General features: G+C 74.1%; 14 protein-coding genes and 1 tRNA gene. 8 read left to right on the plus strand and 7 right to left on the minus strand.

What is annotated here, in order from left to right; genetic code table 11:
- The first annotated feature begins 69 nt into the window (after positions 1 to 69).
- Positions 70 to 1,632, plus strand: coding sequence for a DoxX family protein (locus ABZ404_RS11845; RefSeq protein WP_358833366.1), 1,563 nt, complete (start codon positions 70 to 72; stop codon positions 1,630 to 1,632).
- A 519-nt stretch (positions 1,633 to 2,151) separates the two neighbouring features.
- Here the strand turns inward: ABZ404_RS11845 and ABZ404_RS11850 are convergent.
- The 3 genes from ABZ404_RS11850 to ugpC all read right to left on the minus strand — a co-directional run bounded on the left by ABZ404_RS11850 (position 2,152) and on the right by ugpC (position 4,864).
- Positions 2,152 to 2,883, minus strand: coding sequence for a nucleotidyltransferase family protein (locus tag ABZ404_RS11850; RefSeq protein ID WP_358831549.1), 732 nt, complete (start codon positions 2,881 to 2,883; stop codon positions 2,152 to 2,154).
- A 51-nt stretch (positions 2,884 to 2,934) separates the two neighbouring features.
- On the minus strand, positions 2,935 to 3,345 hold the full coding sequence (locus ABZ404_RS11855) for a hypothetical protein (protein WP_358831548.1): 411 nt from the start codon (positions 3,343 to 3,345) through the stop codon (positions 2,935 to 2,937).
- A 376-nt stretch (positions 3,346 to 3,721) separates the two neighbouring features.
- Positions 3,722 to 4,864, minus strand: coding sequence for a sn-glycerol-3-phosphate ABC transporter ATP-binding protein UgpC (gene ugpC, locus ABZ404_RS11860; RefSeq protein ID WP_358831547.1), 1,143 nt, complete (start codon positions 4,862 to 4,864; stop codon positions 3,722 to 3,724).
- A 229-nt stretch (positions 4,865 to 5,093) separates the two neighbouring features.
- Between ugpC and ABZ404_RS11865 the strand changes: the two genes are divergently transcribed.
- A tRNA-Thr gene (locus ABZ404_RS11865) sits at positions 5,094 to 5,170 on the plus strand.
- A gap of 92 nt (positions 5,171 to 5,262) precedes the next feature.
- Complete coding sequence (locus ABZ404_RS11870) at positions 5,263 to 7,407, plus strand: restriction endonuclease (protein ID WP_358831546.1); 2,145 nt, start codon at positions 5,263 to 5,265, stop codon at positions 7,405 to 7,407.
- Positions 7,408 to 7,628: 221 nt separating this feature from the next.
- Here the strand turns inward: ABZ404_RS11870 and ABZ404_RS11875 are convergent, their stop codons facing one another.
- Positions 7,629 to 8,105: a GNAT family N-acetyltransferase gene (locus ABZ404_RS11875; protein ID WP_358831545.1), complete on the minus strand. Its 477-nt coding sequence runs from the start codon at positions 8,103 to 8,105 to the stop codon at positions 7,629 to 7,631.
- A 306-nt stretch (positions 8,106 to 8,411) separates the two neighbouring features.
- On the opposite strand from ABZ404_RS11875, the gene ABZ404_RS11880 reads away from it, so the two are divergent.
- Together ABZ404_RS11880 and ABZ404_RS11885 are read left to right on the plus strand one after the other, a co-directional pair.
- Entirely contained in the window at positions 8,412 to 9,809 is a 1,398-nt protein-coding gene (locus tag ABZ404_RS11880; RefSeq protein WP_358831544.1) for an FAD-dependent oxidoreductase, read from the plus strand.
- 329 nt (positions 9,810 to 10,138) lie between these two features.
- On the plus strand, positions 10,139 to 10,642 hold the full coding sequence (locus tag ABZ404_RS11885; RefSeq protein ID WP_358831557.1) for a hypothetical protein: 504 nt from the start codon (positions 10,139 to 10,141) through the stop codon (positions 10,640 to 10,642).
- A 68-nt stretch (positions 10,643 to 10,710) separates the two neighbouring features.
- Here the strand turns inward: ABZ404_RS11885 and ABZ404_RS11890 are convergent, their stop codons facing one another.
- Complete coding sequence (locus tag ABZ404_RS11890; RefSeq protein WP_358831543.1) at positions 10,711 to 11,379, minus strand: pentapeptide repeat-containing protein; 669 nt, start codon at positions 11,377 to 11,379, stop codon at positions 10,711 to 10,713.
- A 111-nt stretch (positions 11,380 to 11,490) separates the two neighbouring features.
- On the opposite strand from ABZ404_RS11890, the gene ABZ404_RS11895 reads away from it, so the two are divergent.
- Positions 11,491 to 12,648 carry an NAD(P)-binding protein gene (locus ABZ404_RS11895; RefSeq protein ID WP_358831542.1) on the plus strand — a complete coding sequence of 386 codons (1,158 nt, stop codon included), beginning with the start codon at positions 11,491 to 11,493 and terminating at the stop codon, positions 12,646 to 12,648.
- 685 nt (positions 12,649 to 13,333) lie between these two features.
- Here ABZ404_RS11895 and ABZ404_RS11900 read toward each other — a convergent pair.
- Together ABZ404_RS11900 and ABZ404_RS11905 are read right to left on the minus strand one after the other, a co-directional pair.
- A complete protein-coding gene (locus ABZ404_RS11900; protein WP_358831541.1) occupies positions 13,334 to 13,960 on the minus strand; it encodes a response regulator transcription factor in 627 nt (208 codons plus the stop codon).
- On the minus strand, positions 13,957 to 15,084 hold the full coding sequence (locus tag ABZ404_RS11905; protein WP_358831556.1) for a sensor histidine kinase: 1,128 nt from the start codon (positions 15,082 to 15,084) through the stop codon (positions 13,957 to 13,959). Before ABZ404_RS11905 ends, ABZ404_RS11900 begins: the two co-directional genes overlap by 4 nt.
- A gap of 232 nt (positions 15,085 to 15,316) precedes the next feature.
- Between ABZ404_RS11905 and ABZ404_RS11910 the strand changes: the two genes are divergently transcribed.
- Positions 15,317 to 15,979 (plus strand): heme-binding protein, encoded by a 663-nt coding sequence (locus ABZ404_RS11910; protein WP_358831540.1) that lies wholly within the window; start codon positions 15,317 to 15,319, stop codon positions 15,977 to 15,979.
- Between the two features lie 188 nt (positions 15,980 to 16,167).
- Positions 16,168 to 17,571, plus strand: a complete 1,404-nt coding sequence (locus ABZ404_RS11915) for a M1 family metallopeptidase (protein ID WP_358831539.1) — start codon at positions 16,168 to 16,170, stop codon at positions 17,569 to 17,571.
- Positions 17,572 to 17,610: the final 39 nt, after the last annotated feature.

Below are 17,610 nucleotides of genomic sequence, written 5' to 3' on the forward strand. Positions count from 1 at the left end.
TGATCTTGACGGGCCTCGGACAGATCGCCTGCGTCAAGGCAGTGTCCTAAACCACCATCACTCGGTTAGATGAGTGTGGACACCAGAACGCCCCGGCCCGGGTTCGACGATCAGCCTGCCCTGAGTATGGTCAAGGTGGACTCCGACCCGGCGCAGGTCATCGTCAACCACGCCAGTTTCCGGGTGCACTTCGCCCCGAAGGCCCAGTCGAAGCGCCCTCCGAGGGACCCGGCGAGGATGCCGGCCGCCCCCGGGGCGGCCCGCCGCCGGGCCCCGGTGGTGTGGAGCGGCCGGGCGGCGCCCGGGGCGACCGGCCTGTTGCAGGCGGTGCGCGGCCTGGACGCGCCGGCGGCGCCGGGCGAGGCGCTCGACGTGGGCAACACCCAGGTCATCCCGCGCGTCGACGAGGACACCAGGCCGACGCCCGTGGTGGTCGGCCCGCGCGCACCGCTCGCGGACTCCGGGGGCGGCGCCGAGACGGCCCTGCTCCAGGCGGTGCGCACCCAAGGGGCGTACGGGGGCGGCGACTTCGACGCGTACGAGCGCGGCTACGGCGAGGACGGCCCGGACGGACCCGACGGCGCCGACGGACCCGACGGCACCGACGCACGCGGCCAGCGGCACGGCGCGGACCAGGTGCGCCACGCGTACTACCCGGGCCGCCGGATGAACCTCGGCGTGGTCCTGCTCCCGCTGCGCGTCTTCCTCGGCTTCATCTCCGTGTACGCGGGGATGGGCAAGCTCTGCGACCCCGTCTACTTCGACGGCGGCGAGCGCGGCTCGATGATGAAGTGGCTGAACTCGCTGCACCCGTGGGCCCTCGCCGAGCCGCTGCGCACCTTCGCGCTCCAGCATCCGGTCGGGGCGGGCCTGTCGGTGGCCTTCCTCCAGATCGTGGTGGGCGTGCTGACCATGCTGGGCCTGTGGCAGCGGGTCGCGGCGGTGTTCGGGGCGCTGCTCTCGGCGGCCCTGCTGCTGACGGTGAGCTGGCAGACGGTCCCGGCGTACGACGCGCCGGACTTCATCTACCTGGCCGCCTGGTCCCCGCTGATCACGGCCGGCGCGCCGGTGTACTCGCTGGACGCCCGCCTCTCCGGCGAGGCCTGGCGCCGGCTCGGCCCGCGCTCCACGCTGTGGGAGCTGCGGCGGCGGGTGCTGCGGCGGGGCACGGTGATGGCGACGGTGGTGGTCGGGCTGACCCTGGTGATCGGCTCGCTGCTCGGCGGTGCGGTGCGCTCCACCGAGATGGTGACGGTGCCGGGTCCGCACTCCGACCCCACCAACTACCTCCCGGGCACGCCGCTGGCGCCCACGCCGTCCACCCCGTCCGTACGCCGCCCCGGCTCGCCCAAGCCGTCCGTGAGCGGCTCGGCCAAGCCGTCGGTGAAGCCGTCCAAGCGGGCGTCGTCGAAGCCGGTGCGGGAGTCGGGGGCGGTGGGGGGTGTGCCGAGCCAGACGTCCCAGGGGACGACGGGCCACAAGGCGCCGACGCCCCGCCACAAGCCGGCGCCGGTCGCGCCGCCGTCGTCGACGTCCGGGCCGACGTCGACGGGGGGTGCGTCGACTCCGTCGGGGGGGTCCGGGGGGTCTACGGGGGGTAACCGGAACCCGATCGGCGGCCTACTGGGCTGACGGCGCTCAGCCCCCACCCCGCCCCTTTCCGAAACCCTCCGGGGGCGGGGGAGGGGCGAAGGCGTTTTTCCCGGGGACTCCGCCCCCGACCCCCCGGCGGGGCCTGCGGCCCCTGCACCCCACTAGGGGGCTCCGCCCCCGAACCCCTGGCGGGGGCTTGCGGATCCTGCACCCCGCTCCGGGGCTCCGCCCCTGCCCTCCGAAGCGGGGCCTGCGGCCCCTGCACCCCGCTGCGCAGGCGCCTTTGTGTGCGGACCGTGCTGGGGCACCCGCGCAGTTCCCCGCGCCCCTCAAGGGGCCTCCGGCCCCTCCTCGGGCCGGCTGCACCGCACGCGTGCGATAAGCGCAACCCCCTAGGGGCGCGGGGAACTGCGCGAGCAACCCACACCGGCCCGCAGACAACCCCACTGCGTGAGTAATCCTTCACCTGGCCGCGGGCGAAAGGATGGGGTGCGGGGCGTAGCTCCCGCTGGGGAGGGGTGGGGCGTAGGGTCCGGGAGGCGCCTGCGGGCGGACCGTTTAGTGGCGGGGCGTTGCCAGTTCCTTCGCCGCCTCCGTCAAGTCCTTCGCCGTGTCGATCGCCCGCCAATACGCCCCGTGCGGCAGCGGAAACCCGGCCAGGCGGCGTTCGCGGGCCAGGCGCGGGAACGTGGTGCGCTCGTGGTCGCCCCGGTCCGGCAGCAGCTCCGTGAAGGCGGAGGAGAACACGTACACGCCCGCGTTGATCAGATACGGCGACGGCGGGGACTCGATGAAGTCCGTGATGTGACCGAAGGCGTCCGTCTCGACCGCGCCCCACGGGATACGGGGCCGGGCCAGCGCCAGCGTGGCCGTCGCGTCGCGCTCCCCGTGGAAGGACGCCATCTCGCGCAGCGAGAACCGGGTCCAGATGTCACCGTTCGTGGCGTACCACGGCTGGTCGCCGTGCGGCAGGTGCGCCGCCGCGTACTTGAGGCCGCCCCCGCGCCCCAGCGGCTCGCTCTCGACCACCGTCGTGACGCGCAGCGGAAGGTCCGCCGAGTCCAGCCACTCCTGGAGCACGTCGGCGAGGTGGCCGCAGGAGATCACGGCGTCGGTGACGCCCTCCGCCGCGAGCCAGGCAAGCTGATGGCCGATGATCGGGGTCCCGGTGCCCGGGATCTCGACCATCGGCTTGGGGCGGTCGTCGGTGTACGGACGCAGTCGTGAGCCCTGGCCGCCCGCCAGGACCACGGCCTGCGTCGGGAAGGTCGAAGTCGTGCTCGCAGTCATGCGGTGAACCCTATGCCGTGGACCGGACGCGGTACGGCCGGGCTGCCGCGCTCAGGACTCCTGGGCCACGCCCGAGGCGAACGACGTGTCGCAGACGGGGCGCGAGTACGACTGGGCCTTGGCGGGGCCGTACTGCTTCACGGCGGCCTGGCCCAGCGCACGCGCGATCGACATGCAGTGCTTGGCGAGCGAGGGGCGCTGCTCCACCTCGCGCTGGAGGTGGGTGAGGGCGGTTCCGGGGTCCTTCTCCTGGAGTTCGAGGAGCAGCGCGTCGCGCAGGACGTCCTGCGGGGCGCGTGGCTTCGCGCGTACGGAGACGTCCTGGGAGGAGGCGGTCAGCAGCTGCGAGTCGCTGGTCCCGGCCCAGTTGACCCGGGTGACCGCGAGCGTCCCCGAGAGGACGAGGACGACGGGCAGGACGAGAGCTAGGGTGCGGCCGATTCGGCGGGCTGTGTGCGTCACGGAGGCGAGCGTAGCGGGGAGTAATGATTTGGCGACATTTAGTCACCCGGTCGAGGGATGGTTCGAGGCGGCGTTTCGAATCCCGTGTTGACGAACACTGTTCGAAATGGCCGGTCTGCCGGGGTATTTGTCGACAGGTGACAGTGCGCGGGCGGAAACCCGGACGCGTGGAAACGCGGACGCGTGGAAACGCGGACGCGTGGAAACGCGGGGGTGCGGAACTCCGGGCCCCCGGGCCCCCCGAAACCCCGACGTGCGGAAACCCGGACGCTCGCCCCCGGACGCGCGGTAATCCAGGGGCCCCCAAACCCCGGGGTACGGAAAAGCCCCGCACCCCGGTAGGTGGGTGCGGGGCCGGCTGACGTGCCGCCGTACGTCAGTCGCTGAGGCGCTCGCCCGTCGAGGTCGAGAAGACATGCGTCTCGCCGGGCCGCGGGACCACGTGGAGCTGGGAGCCCTTCTCGGGGACCGAGCGGCCGTTCACCCGGACCACGAGGTCCTTCTGCTCGCCGCCGACGTCGGCCGTGCCGTACACGTAGCCGTCGGCGCCGAGCTCCTCCACCACGTTCACCGTGACGGCCAGGCCCGCGGGCTCGGCCTCGGACTCCTTGGAGAGGGACGCCGCGACCGCGGCCGCGCCGTTCTGCTCGACGATGTCGAAGTGCTCGGGGCGGACGCCGACCGTCACCGTGCGGTCGCCCCGGTCGGCCGCGGCGGACAGCGCCTCCCGGCTGACGGGGACCACGCTGTTGCCGAACTTCACGCCGCCGTCGGTGATCGGGACCTCGACCAGGTTCATCGCGGGCGAGCCGATGAAGCCGGCGACGAAGAGGTTGGCCGGGCGGTCGTACATGTTGCGCGGCGAGTCGACCTGCTGGAGCAGACCGTCCTTGAGGACCGCCACGCGGTCGCCCATGGTCATGGCCTCGACCTGGTCGTGGGTCACGTACACCGTCGTGATGCCCAGGCGCCGCTGGAGCGAGGCGATCTGGGTGCGGGTGGAGACGCGGAGCTTGGCGTCGAGGTTGGAGAGCGGCTCGTCCATGAGGAAGACCTGCGGCTCGCGCACGATGGCGCGGCCCATGGCGACGCGCTGGCGCTGGCCGCCGGAGAGGGCCTTGGGCTTGCGGTCCAGGTACTCGGTGAGGTCGAGGATCTTCGCCGCCTCCTCGACCTTCTTGCGGATCTCCGCCTTGTTGACCCCGGCGATCTTGAGCGCGAAGCCCATGTTGTCGGCGACGGTCATGTGCGGGTAGAGCGCGTAGTTCTGGAACACCATGGCGATGTCCCGGTCCTTGGGCGGGAGGTGGGTGACATCGCGGTCACCGATGCGGATGGCTCCGCCGTTGACGTCCTCCAGGCCCGCGAGCATCCGCAGGGAGGTGGACTTTCCGCAGCCCGAGGGGCCGACGAGGACGAGGAACTCGCCGTCCTCGATCTCGATCTCGAGCCCGTCGACCGCGGGCTTGGTGGAGCCCGGGTAGATCCGGGTCGCCTTGTCGAACGTGACAGTGGCCATGGGAGACCTGTCCCTTCACCGGCAGGAACGTGCCGGACGATCCGAGTAGAGGGAGAAGTGGTGTAGTCCACCTGGGTGGGCTGCACGAGACGCTACCCGGCGCTGTCCGATCTGTCAGCAGGTGCGGGAGGGGAACTTCCTGGAGGTGTCAATCGTGCTCTGTGTAGAGTGAGGGAGCCCTCGCCGCGAGGTGGGGGCGCCTCGCGTGCGCGAGCCCGGCGCACGTGCCGCCGCCTTAGCTCAGTTGGCTAGAGCGCTTGACTTGTAATCTTGAGGTCGTCGGTTCGATTCCGACAGGCGGCTCCACCGAAACACCGCGTCACACCGTGTCCCGGACCTTTCTGGTCCGGGACAATCGTGTCTCCAGGGGTGTGTGGGAAAGGGGCCGGGGGAGCCGTATGAGTCGTCGTTCCAGCGGGTTGGCCGGGGTGTGGGCACAGGCCCAGCGCCAGGAGCAGCGCCAACGGGAGGTCCAGCACCGGGCGGCGGTCCAGCAGCAGCGGCAGATGGAGCGTCGGCAGCGCGAGGACGAGAGGGACGCCGCGCGGGTCCACCGCGAGCAGCGGGCCGCCTACCGCCAGAGCCGTGAGGCGGACGCCCGGCAGCGCTCGCAGGAGCTGGACGCGCGCGTGGAGGAGTTGACGGGGCTGCTGGCGGCGGGGTGCGCCCTGCCCCCGTTCCGTACGGCGTCGCTGCTGCGCGAGGAGGCCGTCGAGCCGTTCTCGCCCGGGGCGCTGGCGCGGCCGGTGGCGATGCCGGACCCGGCGCGCTACGAGGCCCGGGGCGGCTGGACGGGCCGCCGCGCCCAGCAGGAGGCCCAGGCCGCCTACCGGCGGGACTGGGACGCGGCGCAGGTCGCCGAGACCGAGCGCCGCCGCCAACTGGCCGACTACCGGGCGCGGTACGAGTCCTGGGCGCGGGAGCGGCTCGCGGAGGTCCGGGGCCACAACGCGGGCGTGGCCGAGCTGGTGGCCGGTCTGCGGGCGGGCGAGCCGGACGCGGTCGTCGAGTACTTCTCGGCGGCCCTGTACGCGGCCTCCGCCTGGCCCGAGGGCTTCCCGCGGCAGCTGTCCTGCGCGTACGACCGGGGCGCCCGCCAGCTGGTGCTGGACTGGGAGCTGCCCGCCTTCGACATCGTCCCCGCCGCCAAGTCCGTACGGTACGTGGCCAGTACGGACGAGGAGCGCGAGTCCGCCCGCCCGCTGACCCAGCGGCGCGCGCTGTACCGGGACGTGCTGGCGCAGAGCCTGCTGCTGGTGGTGCGGGACCTGTTCGCGGCGGACGAGTACGGCGTCCTGGACGCGGTGGCGGTCAACGGCTTCGTGGACGACGTCGACCCGGCGACCGGCCGCCGGGCGGAGATCGTGCTGGCCTGCGTGCTGGTGGACCGGGCGGCCTTCCAGGGCCTGGAGCTGACGCAGGTGAGTGCGGTGGACTGCCTGGTGGAGGCGGTACGGGGCCGGCTGTCGGCCCGGCCGGACCAGCGGGCCGCGGTGGCCGCGGTGCGCCGCCCGGGCGAGGTCGGCTCGGGGGTGCTCACGCACGGCGCGGACTCCGACGAGGACCCGGACCTGTTCGTGATGGACCCCATCGTGTTCGAGTCCCTGGTGGCCGAGCTGTTCCGGGCGCGCGGGATGGACGCGGTGACCACCCAGCGCTCCAACGACGGCGGTGTGGACGTGGAGGCGGTGGACCCCGACCCGATCAGCGGCGGCCGGATCATCGTCCAGGTCAAGCGCTACCGCAACACGGTCCCGCCCACCGCGGTCCGCGACCTGTACGGCACGGTCCAGGCGGCCGGGGCCAACAAGGGTGTCCTGGTGACGACTTCGGGCTTCGGCCCCGGCTCGTACGCCTTCGCCCAGGGCAAGCCGCTGACGCTGGTGTCCGGGGCCGAGCTGGTGGACCTGCTGCACGCGTGCGGGCTGCGGGGGAGGCTGGGGGAGCGGCCGGGGCGCCGGGTGCCGGAGCAGCGGGGCCCCTCGGGGACGCTGGTGGACGTACCGGCGGCGGGGGCCGACGCGGGCGGCGACGAGCCGGAGACCCCCGAGTCCGAAGCGGACTTCAACGTCCTGGGGATGACGTGGACCGGCTCGGTGGTCCTGGACGTGTGCGCGCTGGTGTGCGAGGGCGGCCGCGTCCTCGACGACGACCACTTCGTCTTCTTCAACAACCGCGAGATACCCGGGGGTTCGGTGCGGATGGTGCCGGGCGCGCTGGGCGACCGGGCGGCGGTCCGGGTGGCGTTCGACGCGCTGCCGGACCGGGCGGACCGCCTGGTCCTGGTCGCCTCGGTCGACCCCGAGGCGAACCCGGACGCGGACCTCTCCGGCTTCACCGACGCGGCCATCCGCCTGCGCGACGCGGCCGGTACGGAACTGGACCGCCTGGACGTCTCGGACGGCCGCGCGGGCGAAACGGCCCTGGTGCTGGGCTCGTTCCGGCGCCGCGCGGGCGGCGACTGGGACTTCGTGGTCGGCGGGAAGGGGTATCGGGGCGGTCTGGAGGAGCTGGTGGGGGACTTCGGGATCGAGGTGGAGTAGGGACCGGGGCCGGTGAAGCGCGACCCCGAAGGCGGTCCCGCCCGGCGGCCTTCGGGCGGCCCGGGTGGCCTTTCAGCGGCTCCGGGCGGTCCCGGGTGGCCTTTCAGCGGCTCCGGGCGGCCTTCGACGGCTCCGGGCCGGCGGTCTTCGGCGGCTGCGGGCCGGCGGTCTTCGGCGGCTGCGGGCGGGCGGCTTCGGCGGCCCCGTGCGGACGCCGTCGGTTACCGCGCCGCTCCCAGCTCCGCCAGCGCCCCGTCCGCCAGCCGGTAGACCGTCCACTCGTCCTGCGGCCGGGCGCCCAGCGACTCGTAGAAGGCGATGGAGGGGGCGTTCCAGTTCAGGACCGACCACTCCAGGCGCCCGTAGCCGCGGGCCACGCAGATGCGGGCCAGCTCGGTCAGGAGGGCCTTGCCGTGGCCTCCGCCGCGCAGCTCCGGACGTACGTACAGGTCCTCCAGGTAGATGCCGTGAACTCCGCGCCAAGTGGAGAAGTTGAGGAACCAGAGCGCGAAGCCCGCGGGCTCACCGGCGTCGGTCTCGGCGATGTGCGCGTACGCCGCCGGGTGCTCGCCGAACAGCGCCTGGTGCAACTGCTCCGGCGTCGCCCGCGCCTCGTCCGGGCACTTCTCGTACGCGGCCAGCTCGCGGACCATGGCGTGGATGACGGGGACGTCGTCGGGCGTCGCGCTACGAATCATGGCCGCAGGGTAGCCGGGCGGCGGGGGAGCGGTCGCGGGGGTTCCGCTCCGCGGACGGGGCTCGGCGGGACCGCGGCCGCAGCGCCACCCCCCAGCCGCTCCGGGTCGGGCGCGTCCTGGTGCCCCGGTCCACGACCTGCCCGGGTGAGCCCGCGACGAGGGGCGCGCTGCCGCGGGCGGCGCGCCACGGCCCGGCCCTGCCCCGGCCGAGGCTTTCCCTGGCCGCGGATTCCCTGGCCGGGGTTTCCGTAGCTGCGGATTCCGTATCTGGACAGGGCTCGTCCGGCGGGTGTACCAACAAGCCCCATGAGCACGCGGACGATCAACGGCGGCATCTCCTTCTGGTACGCGCAGGACGGCATCCCGACCCCGCGCGAGCCCCTGACGGGCGACGCGACGGCGGACGTCGTCATCGTCGGCGGCGGCTACACGGGCCTGTGGACGGCGTACTACCTGAAGAAGGCCGTGCCCTTCCTCGACATCACCGTGCTGGAGGCCCGCTTCTGCGGTTACGGCGCCTCCGGCCGCAACGGCGGCTGGCTCTACAACGGCATCGCGGGCCGCGACCGGTACGCGAAGCTGCACGGCCACGAGGCCGCCGTGCGGCTCCAGCGGGCCATGAACGACACGGTCGGGGAGGTCGTGCGGGCCGCCGCAGAGGAGTCGATCGACGCCGACATACACCGGGGCGGCGTGCTGGAAGTCGCCTACACCCCGGCCCAGTTGGGCCGCCTCAAGGCCTTCCACGCCGCCGAACTCGCCTTCGGGGAGAAGGACCGGCTGCTGCTGGGGGCCCGTGAGACGGCCGAGCGCGTCCGGGTCGCCGGGGCCGTCGGCTCCGCCTGGACCCCGCACGGCGCCCGCGTCCACCCCGTCAAGCTGCTCAAGGGGCTGGCGGCGGCCGTGGAGGCGCTGGGCGTCACCGTCCACGAGTCGACCCCGGTCACCGAGATACGTCCCAAACACGCGGTCACTCCGTACGGCACGGTCCGCGCCCCGTACGTGCTGCGCTGCACCGAGGGGTTCACCGCGTCCCTGAAGGGCCTGCGCCGCACCTGGCTGCCGATGAACTCCTCCATGATCGCCACCGAGCCGCTGCCGGCGGAGCTGTGGGAGACGATCGGCTGGGAGGGCCGGGAGACGCTGGGCGACATGGCGCACGCGTACATGTACGCGCAGCGCACCGCCGACGACCGGATCGCGCTCGGCGGGCGCGGGGTGCCGTACCGCTTCGGCTCGCGCACCGACAACGACGGCCGGACGCGGCCGGAGACGGTCGAGGCCCTGCGCGACGTCCTGATCCGCTTCTTCCCCCAGCTCGCGGGCGTCGCGGTCACGCACGCCTGGTCCGGGGTGCTGGGGGTGCCGCGCGACTGGTGCGCCACCGTCACCCTCGACCGCTCGACGGGCCTCGGCTGGGCGGGCGGCTACGTCGGCTCGGGCGTGGCCACCGCCAACCTCGCCGCCCGCACCCTGCGCGACCTGGTCCAGCAGGACTCCGGCCAGGCCGGCCCCACCGAGCTGACCGCGCTGCCGTGGGTGGGCCACGAAGTCCGCCGCTGGGAGCCGGAACCGCTGCGGTGGGCGGGGGTGCGGGGGATGTACGCGGCGTACCGCGAGGCGGACCGCCGGGAGCTGACCACGCACGCGGCCGAAACCCACCGGATCGCGGCGGTGGCGGACCGCATCTCGGGCCGGCACTGACGTTCCGGGGAGCGGCCGTGCCGGGGGACCGGCGCCACCCGGCCGCCTACGCGGTTTCCCGCGCCCTGCGGGGCCCGGTGGCAGGGGAGGGGCTGCGGCCAGGAGGGCGCCTCCTGGCCGCCGGGTCCGCTGGCCCGGCCGCCGGCTCCGCGCGGTCTCATGCCCCCGGGCCCGGTAGCCAGGGGAGGGGGATGGGACAGGAGGGCGCCTCCTGGCCGCCGGGTCCGCTGGCCCGGCCGCCCGCGCGGTTTCCCGTGCCCCCCGGGGCCCGGCCGCCGGGGAAGGGGGCTGCGGCAGGAGGGCGTCTCCTGGGCGTGGGACCATCGAGCGTGCTCGACATCGGCTACTCCCTCTCCAACCGCTTCCCCGACCCCCCGCAGACCGACTACCGCCGCGCGGACGTCCACGCCCTGCGCCACGACCTCTTCTGCGGAGACGTCTACATCGCCGACACCAAGGCGGACCGCGAGGTGTCCACAGCCTGGGGATGGGTGCCGGTGCTCGACTTCGCCTGGGCGCTCTGCGACACCGTGGAGGCGCTCGACCGCGACCCGCGCGGCAGCCGCTCCTCCCGGAGTCAGTACGCCGAGATCGACTTCACCGAGTCCAGCGACCGCATGCTCTTCGAGCGCCGCTTCGGCTGGGTCGACGTCGAGGCCGACTGGATGCCCGGCGACGAGCCCCCGCTCACCTTCAGCCACCGGCTGCTGCGCCGCGAGGCCCGCGACTTCCTGCACGACGTGATCGCCGACCTCAGCGACATGCACGACGACCTCGCCGAGAACCCGGTGATCTGGACCCTCCAGTCCCGCTTCCCGCGCCTGACGGACTAGGCGCCGGGCCCGAGCCCGAGCCCGAGCCCGGGCCCGGTCCGGACCGAGCCCGGACCCGGGCCCGGACCTCACGCCACCACCCGCACCCCCACCTGCGCCGCGAACGCCGGTGCCAGGTCGACCAGCTGGGACGGTGTGATCACCGCGCCCGCCAGACGGTCCACGCCCCGGGCGATGTCCAGGAGCGAGGCGCCGCGCAGGTCCACGTCCTTCATCCGGGCGCCGGTGAAGTCCGCGCCGCGCAGCTCGCAGCCCGCGAACGCCACCCGGTCGAGCCGGGCCGCCGCGAAGTCCGGCTCGGCCAGGACGCAGTTCTCGAAGAGCACGTCCCGCAGGTCGGTGTCGCGCAGATTGAGGTAGTCGATCTTTCCGCCGCGGATCAGGACCCGTTCGAGCACCGCGCCGTGCAGCTGCACACCACCCATCCGGACGTCGTGGACCTCCACATCGCGCAGGGACGCGCGCGAGAGGTCGGTCCCCACGCCCCGGACCCCCGACAGCACCGTGTCGATGAGACGGGACCCGGGCAGCCGCGTCCCGTCCAGTACGCAGCCGAACACCCCGCAGTCCATGAAGCGGGCCCCGGTGCCCTCCTGGCCCGACAGGTCCAGATTCCGGAACTCCAGGCCGTCGTAGTCACCCTCCGGTTCCAGTTCCGCCGGACCGTGTGGTGCCAGCGGGGGCAGCCGGACCTCCGGACGCCGCACCGCCGTCACTTCGCTCGCCCTCTTCGCCATGACTCCATGCTGGACCACGCCACTGACAACCGACCCACCCCTACCTGTCACATTCCACCCTCCTCTCTCCGTCTCTAACGATGAGTGCCCGCACAGCGACAGGAGAGCAGAATGGACCGGATCACCGTCATCGGCGGCGGCCTCGCCGGGCTCACCGCGGCCATCACCGCCGCCGAGTCCGGCGCCCGGGTGAACCTGTACGAGTCGCACCACACGCTGGGCGGACGCGCGCGCACCGCCGAGGGCCCGTACCTGACCAACGACGGTCCGCACGCGCTGTACAACGGCGGCCCGCACTGGGCCTGGCTCAAACGCCGGGGCCTGCTGGGGCAGGTCGCCTCCGTACCGCCGCTGGAGGCCGCCAGATTCCGCTTCCACTGGGACGGCTCGCTGCGGCACACTCCGCCTCTGGCCCTGCTGAAGCTGGCCCGGCAGAGTCCGGAAAGCGCCCCCGTGGACAGCGACTTCGCGTCCTGGGCGGCCGGGATCGTCGGCGCGAAGGCCGCGCGGGCCGCCGCCAACTACGCGGCGGTCGCCCTCTTCCACCACGACCCCGGGTCGCTGTCCGCCGCGTTCGTCCAGGAGCGGCTGCACCGCGCGGCCGCGCTGCCGCCCGAGGCGCGCTATCCGGTGGGCGGGTGGGGGGCGCTGGTCGACCGGATGGCCACGCGCGCGTGGGAGCTGGGGGTGCACGTGGAGACCACCGCGCGCGTGGACGCGCTCCCCGACGACCACGGGCCGGTGGTCGTCGCGACCTCCCTCGACGCGGCGCGCCGGCTGCTCGGGGACGACTCGCTGCGCTGGACCAGCGGCCGTACCGTCCTGCTCGACGTCGGGCTCACCAGCCGGCGGGGCGATCCGTTCGTCGTCTCCGACCTGGAGACCCCGGGCTGGATCGAACGCTTCACGGCGGCGGGCCGTACGCTCGCGCCGGCCGGGCACCAGCTCCTCCAGGCGCAGTTCCCCATCGCGCCGCACGAGTCGAAGGCGGACGGGGTCGCGCGGGGGGAGCGGCTGCTGGACGCGGCGTTCTCGGGGTGGCGCCAGCGGCTCACCTGGCGGCGGGACGCGCTCGCGGCGGGGCGTACGGGGGCGGTGGACCTGCCCGGCACCACGTGGCGCGACCGCCCCGCGATCGACCGCGGCCACGGGGTGTTCCTGGCGGGCGACCAGGTGGCGGCCCCCGGTGTCCTGTCGGAGGTGGCGTTCGCGAGTGGGGTGGAGGCGGGGGTGGGGGCGGTACGGGGGTTGCGGATGGCGGCGGCGTGACGGCCGCCCGGGGTCCGTCCGCGGACCGTCCGTGGCTGCTCGCGCAGTTCCCCGCGCCCCTTCGGGCCAGGGGTTCGTCTGCGGGCCGGTGGGGTGCTGATCGCTTTGCGCAGTTCCCCGCGCCCCTTCAGGGCTCCGACTTCGTCTGCGGGCCGGTGGTGGGCCGCTCGCGCAGTTCCCCGCGCCCCTTATCGGGTCGGACTTCGTCTGGCGGCCGGTGGTGGGCCGGTCGCGCAGTTCCCCGCGCCCCTAAAAGCCTGTGGCTGAGCCAGCTGTTCCGGCTGCGGCCAACCCCCTAGGGGCGCGGGGAACTGCGCGAGCAGCCACCCGCGACCTGCGGGCGAAGTCCGGCCTTTGAGGGGCGCGGGGAACTGCGCGAGCAGCCACCCACGACGTGCGGGCGAAGTCCGGCCTTTGAGGGGCGCGGGGAACTGCGCGACCAGCCACCCGCGACCTGCGGGCGAAGTCCGGCCTTTGAGGGGCGCGGGGAACTGCGCGAGCAACCTCCCACGACCTGCAGGCGAAGTCCCGGCCCATAAGGGGCGCGGGGAGCTGCGCAAAGCGGCCAGCGCCCCACCGGCCCGCAGACGAGCCCCAGGCCCGAAGGGGCGCGGGAACCGCGCGGCCGGCTCGCCATCCGGTCGCAGGCGGGAGGAGGGGGCTGGGCGCGGCCCGGGAAGGGGGCTTACGGGAGGAGGCGTTGCTCCTTGCCTCGGGCCACCGCCCCCGCCCGCGTCTCCACCCCCAACTTCTCGTAGATCCGCCCCAGATGCGTCTTCACCGTCGCCTCGCTGATGAACAGCGCCCGCGCGATCTCACGGTTGCCCAGGCCCCGGGACAGCTGCGCCAGGATGTCCAGTTCGCGGTCGGTGAGCGAGGGCGCGCCCGTGCCCCGCATGCGTTCCATCACCCGGCTCGCCACCGGCGGCGACAGCGCCGTACGGCCCTGGGCCGCCGCGCGGATCGCCGCGAACAGCTCCTCCGGTCGTTCGGCCTTCAGCAGATACCCCGTCGCCCCGGCCGCGATCGCCCGCGTGATGTCCGCGTCCGTGTCGTACGTCGTCAGGACGAGCACCCGCACCCCCGTCCCCGCGATCCGCCGCGTCGCCTCGACCCCGTCGATGCCCGGGCCGAGCTGGAGGTCCATCAGCACGACGTCGGGGCGTACCCGGGCCGCCGCCGCGACCGCCTCCTCGCCGCTGCCCGCCTCCCCGACCACCTCGATGTCGGGCTCGCTGCCGAGCAGGGCGAGCAGCCCGGCCCGTACGACCGCGTGGTCGTCGCACAACAGGATCCGCACCACCGCGTTCACCGTTCCTCCAGGGGGACCGCCGCCGACAGCACCGTGCCCTCGCCCGGCGCCGACTCCACCGTCAGCGTCCCCGCGAGCTGCCGCACCCGCGCCCGCATCGCGGGCAGCCCGTGGCCCCGGCCGCCCCGGGGCTCCACGCCCGCGACCGCGAACCCGCGTCCGTCGTCCGCCACGTCCAGCACGATCTGGTCTCCCAGATAGGTGAGGGTGAGCGCGGCCGTGGCCGCACGCGCGTGCTCGGTCACGTTCGCCAGCGCCCCCTGCGCGATCCGCAGCAGCGCCGACTCGACCCGGTCGGGCAGCGCCACCGGCACCCCGTCGACGTGCAGCCGTACGTCCAGGCCGGACTCGGCCGCCGCCCGCGCGGCCAGCGCCCGCAGCGCCTGGGGCAGGCTGCCGCCCGCCGCGAGCTCCGCGGGCGCGAGGTCGTGGACGAAGCGGCGCGCCTCGGCCAGGTTCCGCTCCGCGATCGACTCGGCCGTACGGACGTGGCGGCGGGCCGCCGCCGGGTCGGACTCCCACACCCGCTCGGACGCCTGGAGCAGCATCTGCTGGCTCGACAGGCCCTGCGCGAGCGTGTCGTGGATCTCCATGGACAGGCGCTGGCGCTCCGCGAGCGTGCCCTCGCGCCGTTCGGTGGCGGCCAGTTCGCGCCGGGTGCGCAGCAGGTCGTCGATGAGCAGGCGCTGGCGGTCGCCCTGGCGCTGCATATGGACGAAGACGGCGGTGGCGACGGCCGCGACCGCGGGCGGCGCGACCACCAGGTTGGGGTCGATCCCCTCGGCCAGCATCAGTTGCGCGGCCACCACGAACGCCGTCAGCAGCGCCACCAGCACCAGCGCGGCCCGGGTCGGCAGCGTCCGCAGTCCGGTGTAGAAGAGCGGCACCGCGCACCACGAGAAGCTCGGCGCGAGCACCACCAGCACCATCCACACCGTCACCACCACCCCCAGCCAGCCGAGCCGCCGGGGGGTGGGCCGCGTCCCCAGCGCGGGGCCGAGGACGTACAGAGCGGCCAGGGCGGCCGAGAGCGCGACGATCCACGCGGTGCGGCCGTCGCCGGGGTGGCGGATCAGGAAGCGCGCGAGCGAGGCGCCGAGCAGCAGGAAGAAGGCCGCGTGCATCACCGCGGGCAGCCAGCGCTCGTCGGCCGCCGGCCGTTCGCCGCACCGCTCCGCCGCTGCCTCCACTGTCCGGCTCCTGACCTGCGCGTACGTACGTATCCGTACTCATCCTCACCCCGTCCGGCCACCCTCGCATCAGCCGATCGGATGACGGCCGGGTCGACCGGTCCGCCCCTGGGGACCAGCCGGTGCGCCGACCGGGCGGCGGCCTCCCGGGGCCCACGATCGAAGCATGGACACGAACCAGAGCATGGACAAGAACACGAGCACGAGCACCAGGACCCGCACCAGCACGGGCGCGGACATCGGCTCCGGCACCGGCCGGAACGCCTCCCGTTCGCTCGGCTTCCGGCCCACCAGGAAGCTCCTCGTCGGCACCCTCGCCGCCACGGCCCTCGCCGCCGGCACCTTCGGCGCGGTCGGCGCCAGCGCCGCCGCCCCCGCCTCCGAGGCTCCCGCCGCCACCCGCGCCGACGCGGGCGACCGCGACCTGACCCACTCCACCCACCTCACCGTCGCCGCCGCGACCAGGGCCGCCACCGCCGCCCTCGACGCCGCCCGCAAGGACGACCAGCGCGTCTCGGTCGCCGTCGTCGACCGCAACGGCAACACCGTGGTCACCCTGCGCGGCGACGGCGCCGGCCCGCAGTCGTACGAGTCGGCCGGGCGCAAGGCGTACACGGCCGTCTCCTGGAACGCCCCCACGTCCGTGCTGGCAGGCCGCCTCGCCCAGGCGCCCCAGCTCAAGGACATCCCCGGCACGCTCTTCCTCGCGGGCGGCGCGCCCGTACGGGACGCGGGCGCCCCGATCGCGGGCATCGGCGTGGCCGGCGCCCCCAGCGGCGACCTGGACGAGAAGTTCGCCCGGGCGGGCGTCGCCGCACTGACCAAGTAGCCCACCAAGTAGCCCCGCCCGGGCCAAGCAGCCCCCGGACGCAAGGAGCCCCCCGGACCGGGCAACCCCGGCGACGGGGCAGCCCCGCCAACCGAGCCGCCCGGCGCGAGCCCCCCGCCTGGCGCGAAACCGTCCCCCCGCCCCGCGTCCTCACGCCCCCCGCGCCCCCCCGCCCGTAGGATCGCCGTGTGGATCACCGCAGCGCGATACGACGTCGCCGGCTCGCCCTCCCCGCCGCTGCCGTCCTGCTCGCCCTCGGCGGCTGCACGGGCGGGGTGGAGGGCAAGCCGGGGGCGGCGGGGCTGCGGGACGGGCTCTTTCCCCGGCTCGGCAACGGCGGGTACGACGCCGAGCACTACAGCGTCGTCCTCGACTACGACCCGGCCCGCGACCACCTCACCGGCCGTGTCACCCTCGACGCCCGCGCCACCCGCGACCTCAGCGCCTTCAACCTCGACTTCGCGGGGATGGAGGTGACGTCGGCGACCGTCGGCGGCGAGCGCGCGGACGCCAACCGGGCGGGCAGCGAGCTGACCCTGCGTCCGGCGGACGAGATCGGCAAGGGGGAGCGGTTCCGTACGAGCGTCGCCTACTCCGGGAAGCCCAGGACCCTCACCGACCAGGACGGCTCGCACGAGGGCTGGCTGCGGCCCGCCGGCGGCGGCGCGCTCGCGCTCGGCGAGCCCGCCGGGTCGATGAGCTGGTTCCCGTCCAACAACCACCCCGCCGACAAGGCGACGTACGACCTGGCGGTCACCGTGCCCGAGGGGTTCACGGCGGTCTCCAACGGCGAGCTCGCCTCGACGGTCACCAGGAACGGGCGCACCACCTTCACCTGGCACACCGGGGAGCCGATGGCGAGCTATCTGGCGACGGTGGCGATCGGGCGGTACGACCTGAAGCCGGTCACCACGGTGGCGGGACTGCCCGTCCACACCGCGGTCGACCGGGCCGCGGTCAAGGAGTCCGCCGAGGTGGTCGGGCAGCTCCCGGAGATCCTCGCCTGGGGGAAGGAGAACTTCGGTCCGTACCCCTTCTCCTCCACGGGGGTGATCGTGGCGCCCGAGGGGTCGGCCGAGTACGCGCTGGAGACCCAGAACCGGCCGGTGATCCCCGCCGACCAGCTCGACACCACGACGCTCGTCCACGAGCTCGCCCACCAGTGGTTCGGCGACTCGGTGACGCCCCGGCGCTGGAAGGACATGTGGCTGAACGAGGGCTTCGCGACGTACGCGGAGTGGCTGTGGAGCGAGGACCACGGCGGCAGGTCCGCCCAGGCGCACTTCGACGAGGTGTACGCCAAGCCGGACGACGACGAGGTGTGGGACTTCCCGCCCGCCGAGCCCCCGTCGGCCGCCCGGATCTCGGACAAGCCGGTGTACGAGCGCGGCGCGATGGTGGTGCACCGGATCCGCCGGGCCGTCGGGGACGACGCGTTCTACGACCTCGTCCAGGGCTGGACGAAGCGGTACCGGCACGCGAACGCCTCCACGGAGGACTTCGTCCGGTTCGTGGAGGAGCGGTCCGACGAGGACCTGACGGACCTGTGGGACACCTGGCTCTACGGGGAGGGCAAGCCCAAGTCCCCGTAGAGCCCGGTGGGTTGTGCCGGCGGGCCGGCCTACCGGTGT

Source organism: Streptomyces sp. NPDC005878, assembly GCF_040629815.1.
Taxonomy (GTDB): domain Bacteria; phylum Actinomycetota; class Actinomycetes; order Streptomycetales; family Streptomycetaceae; genus Streptomyces.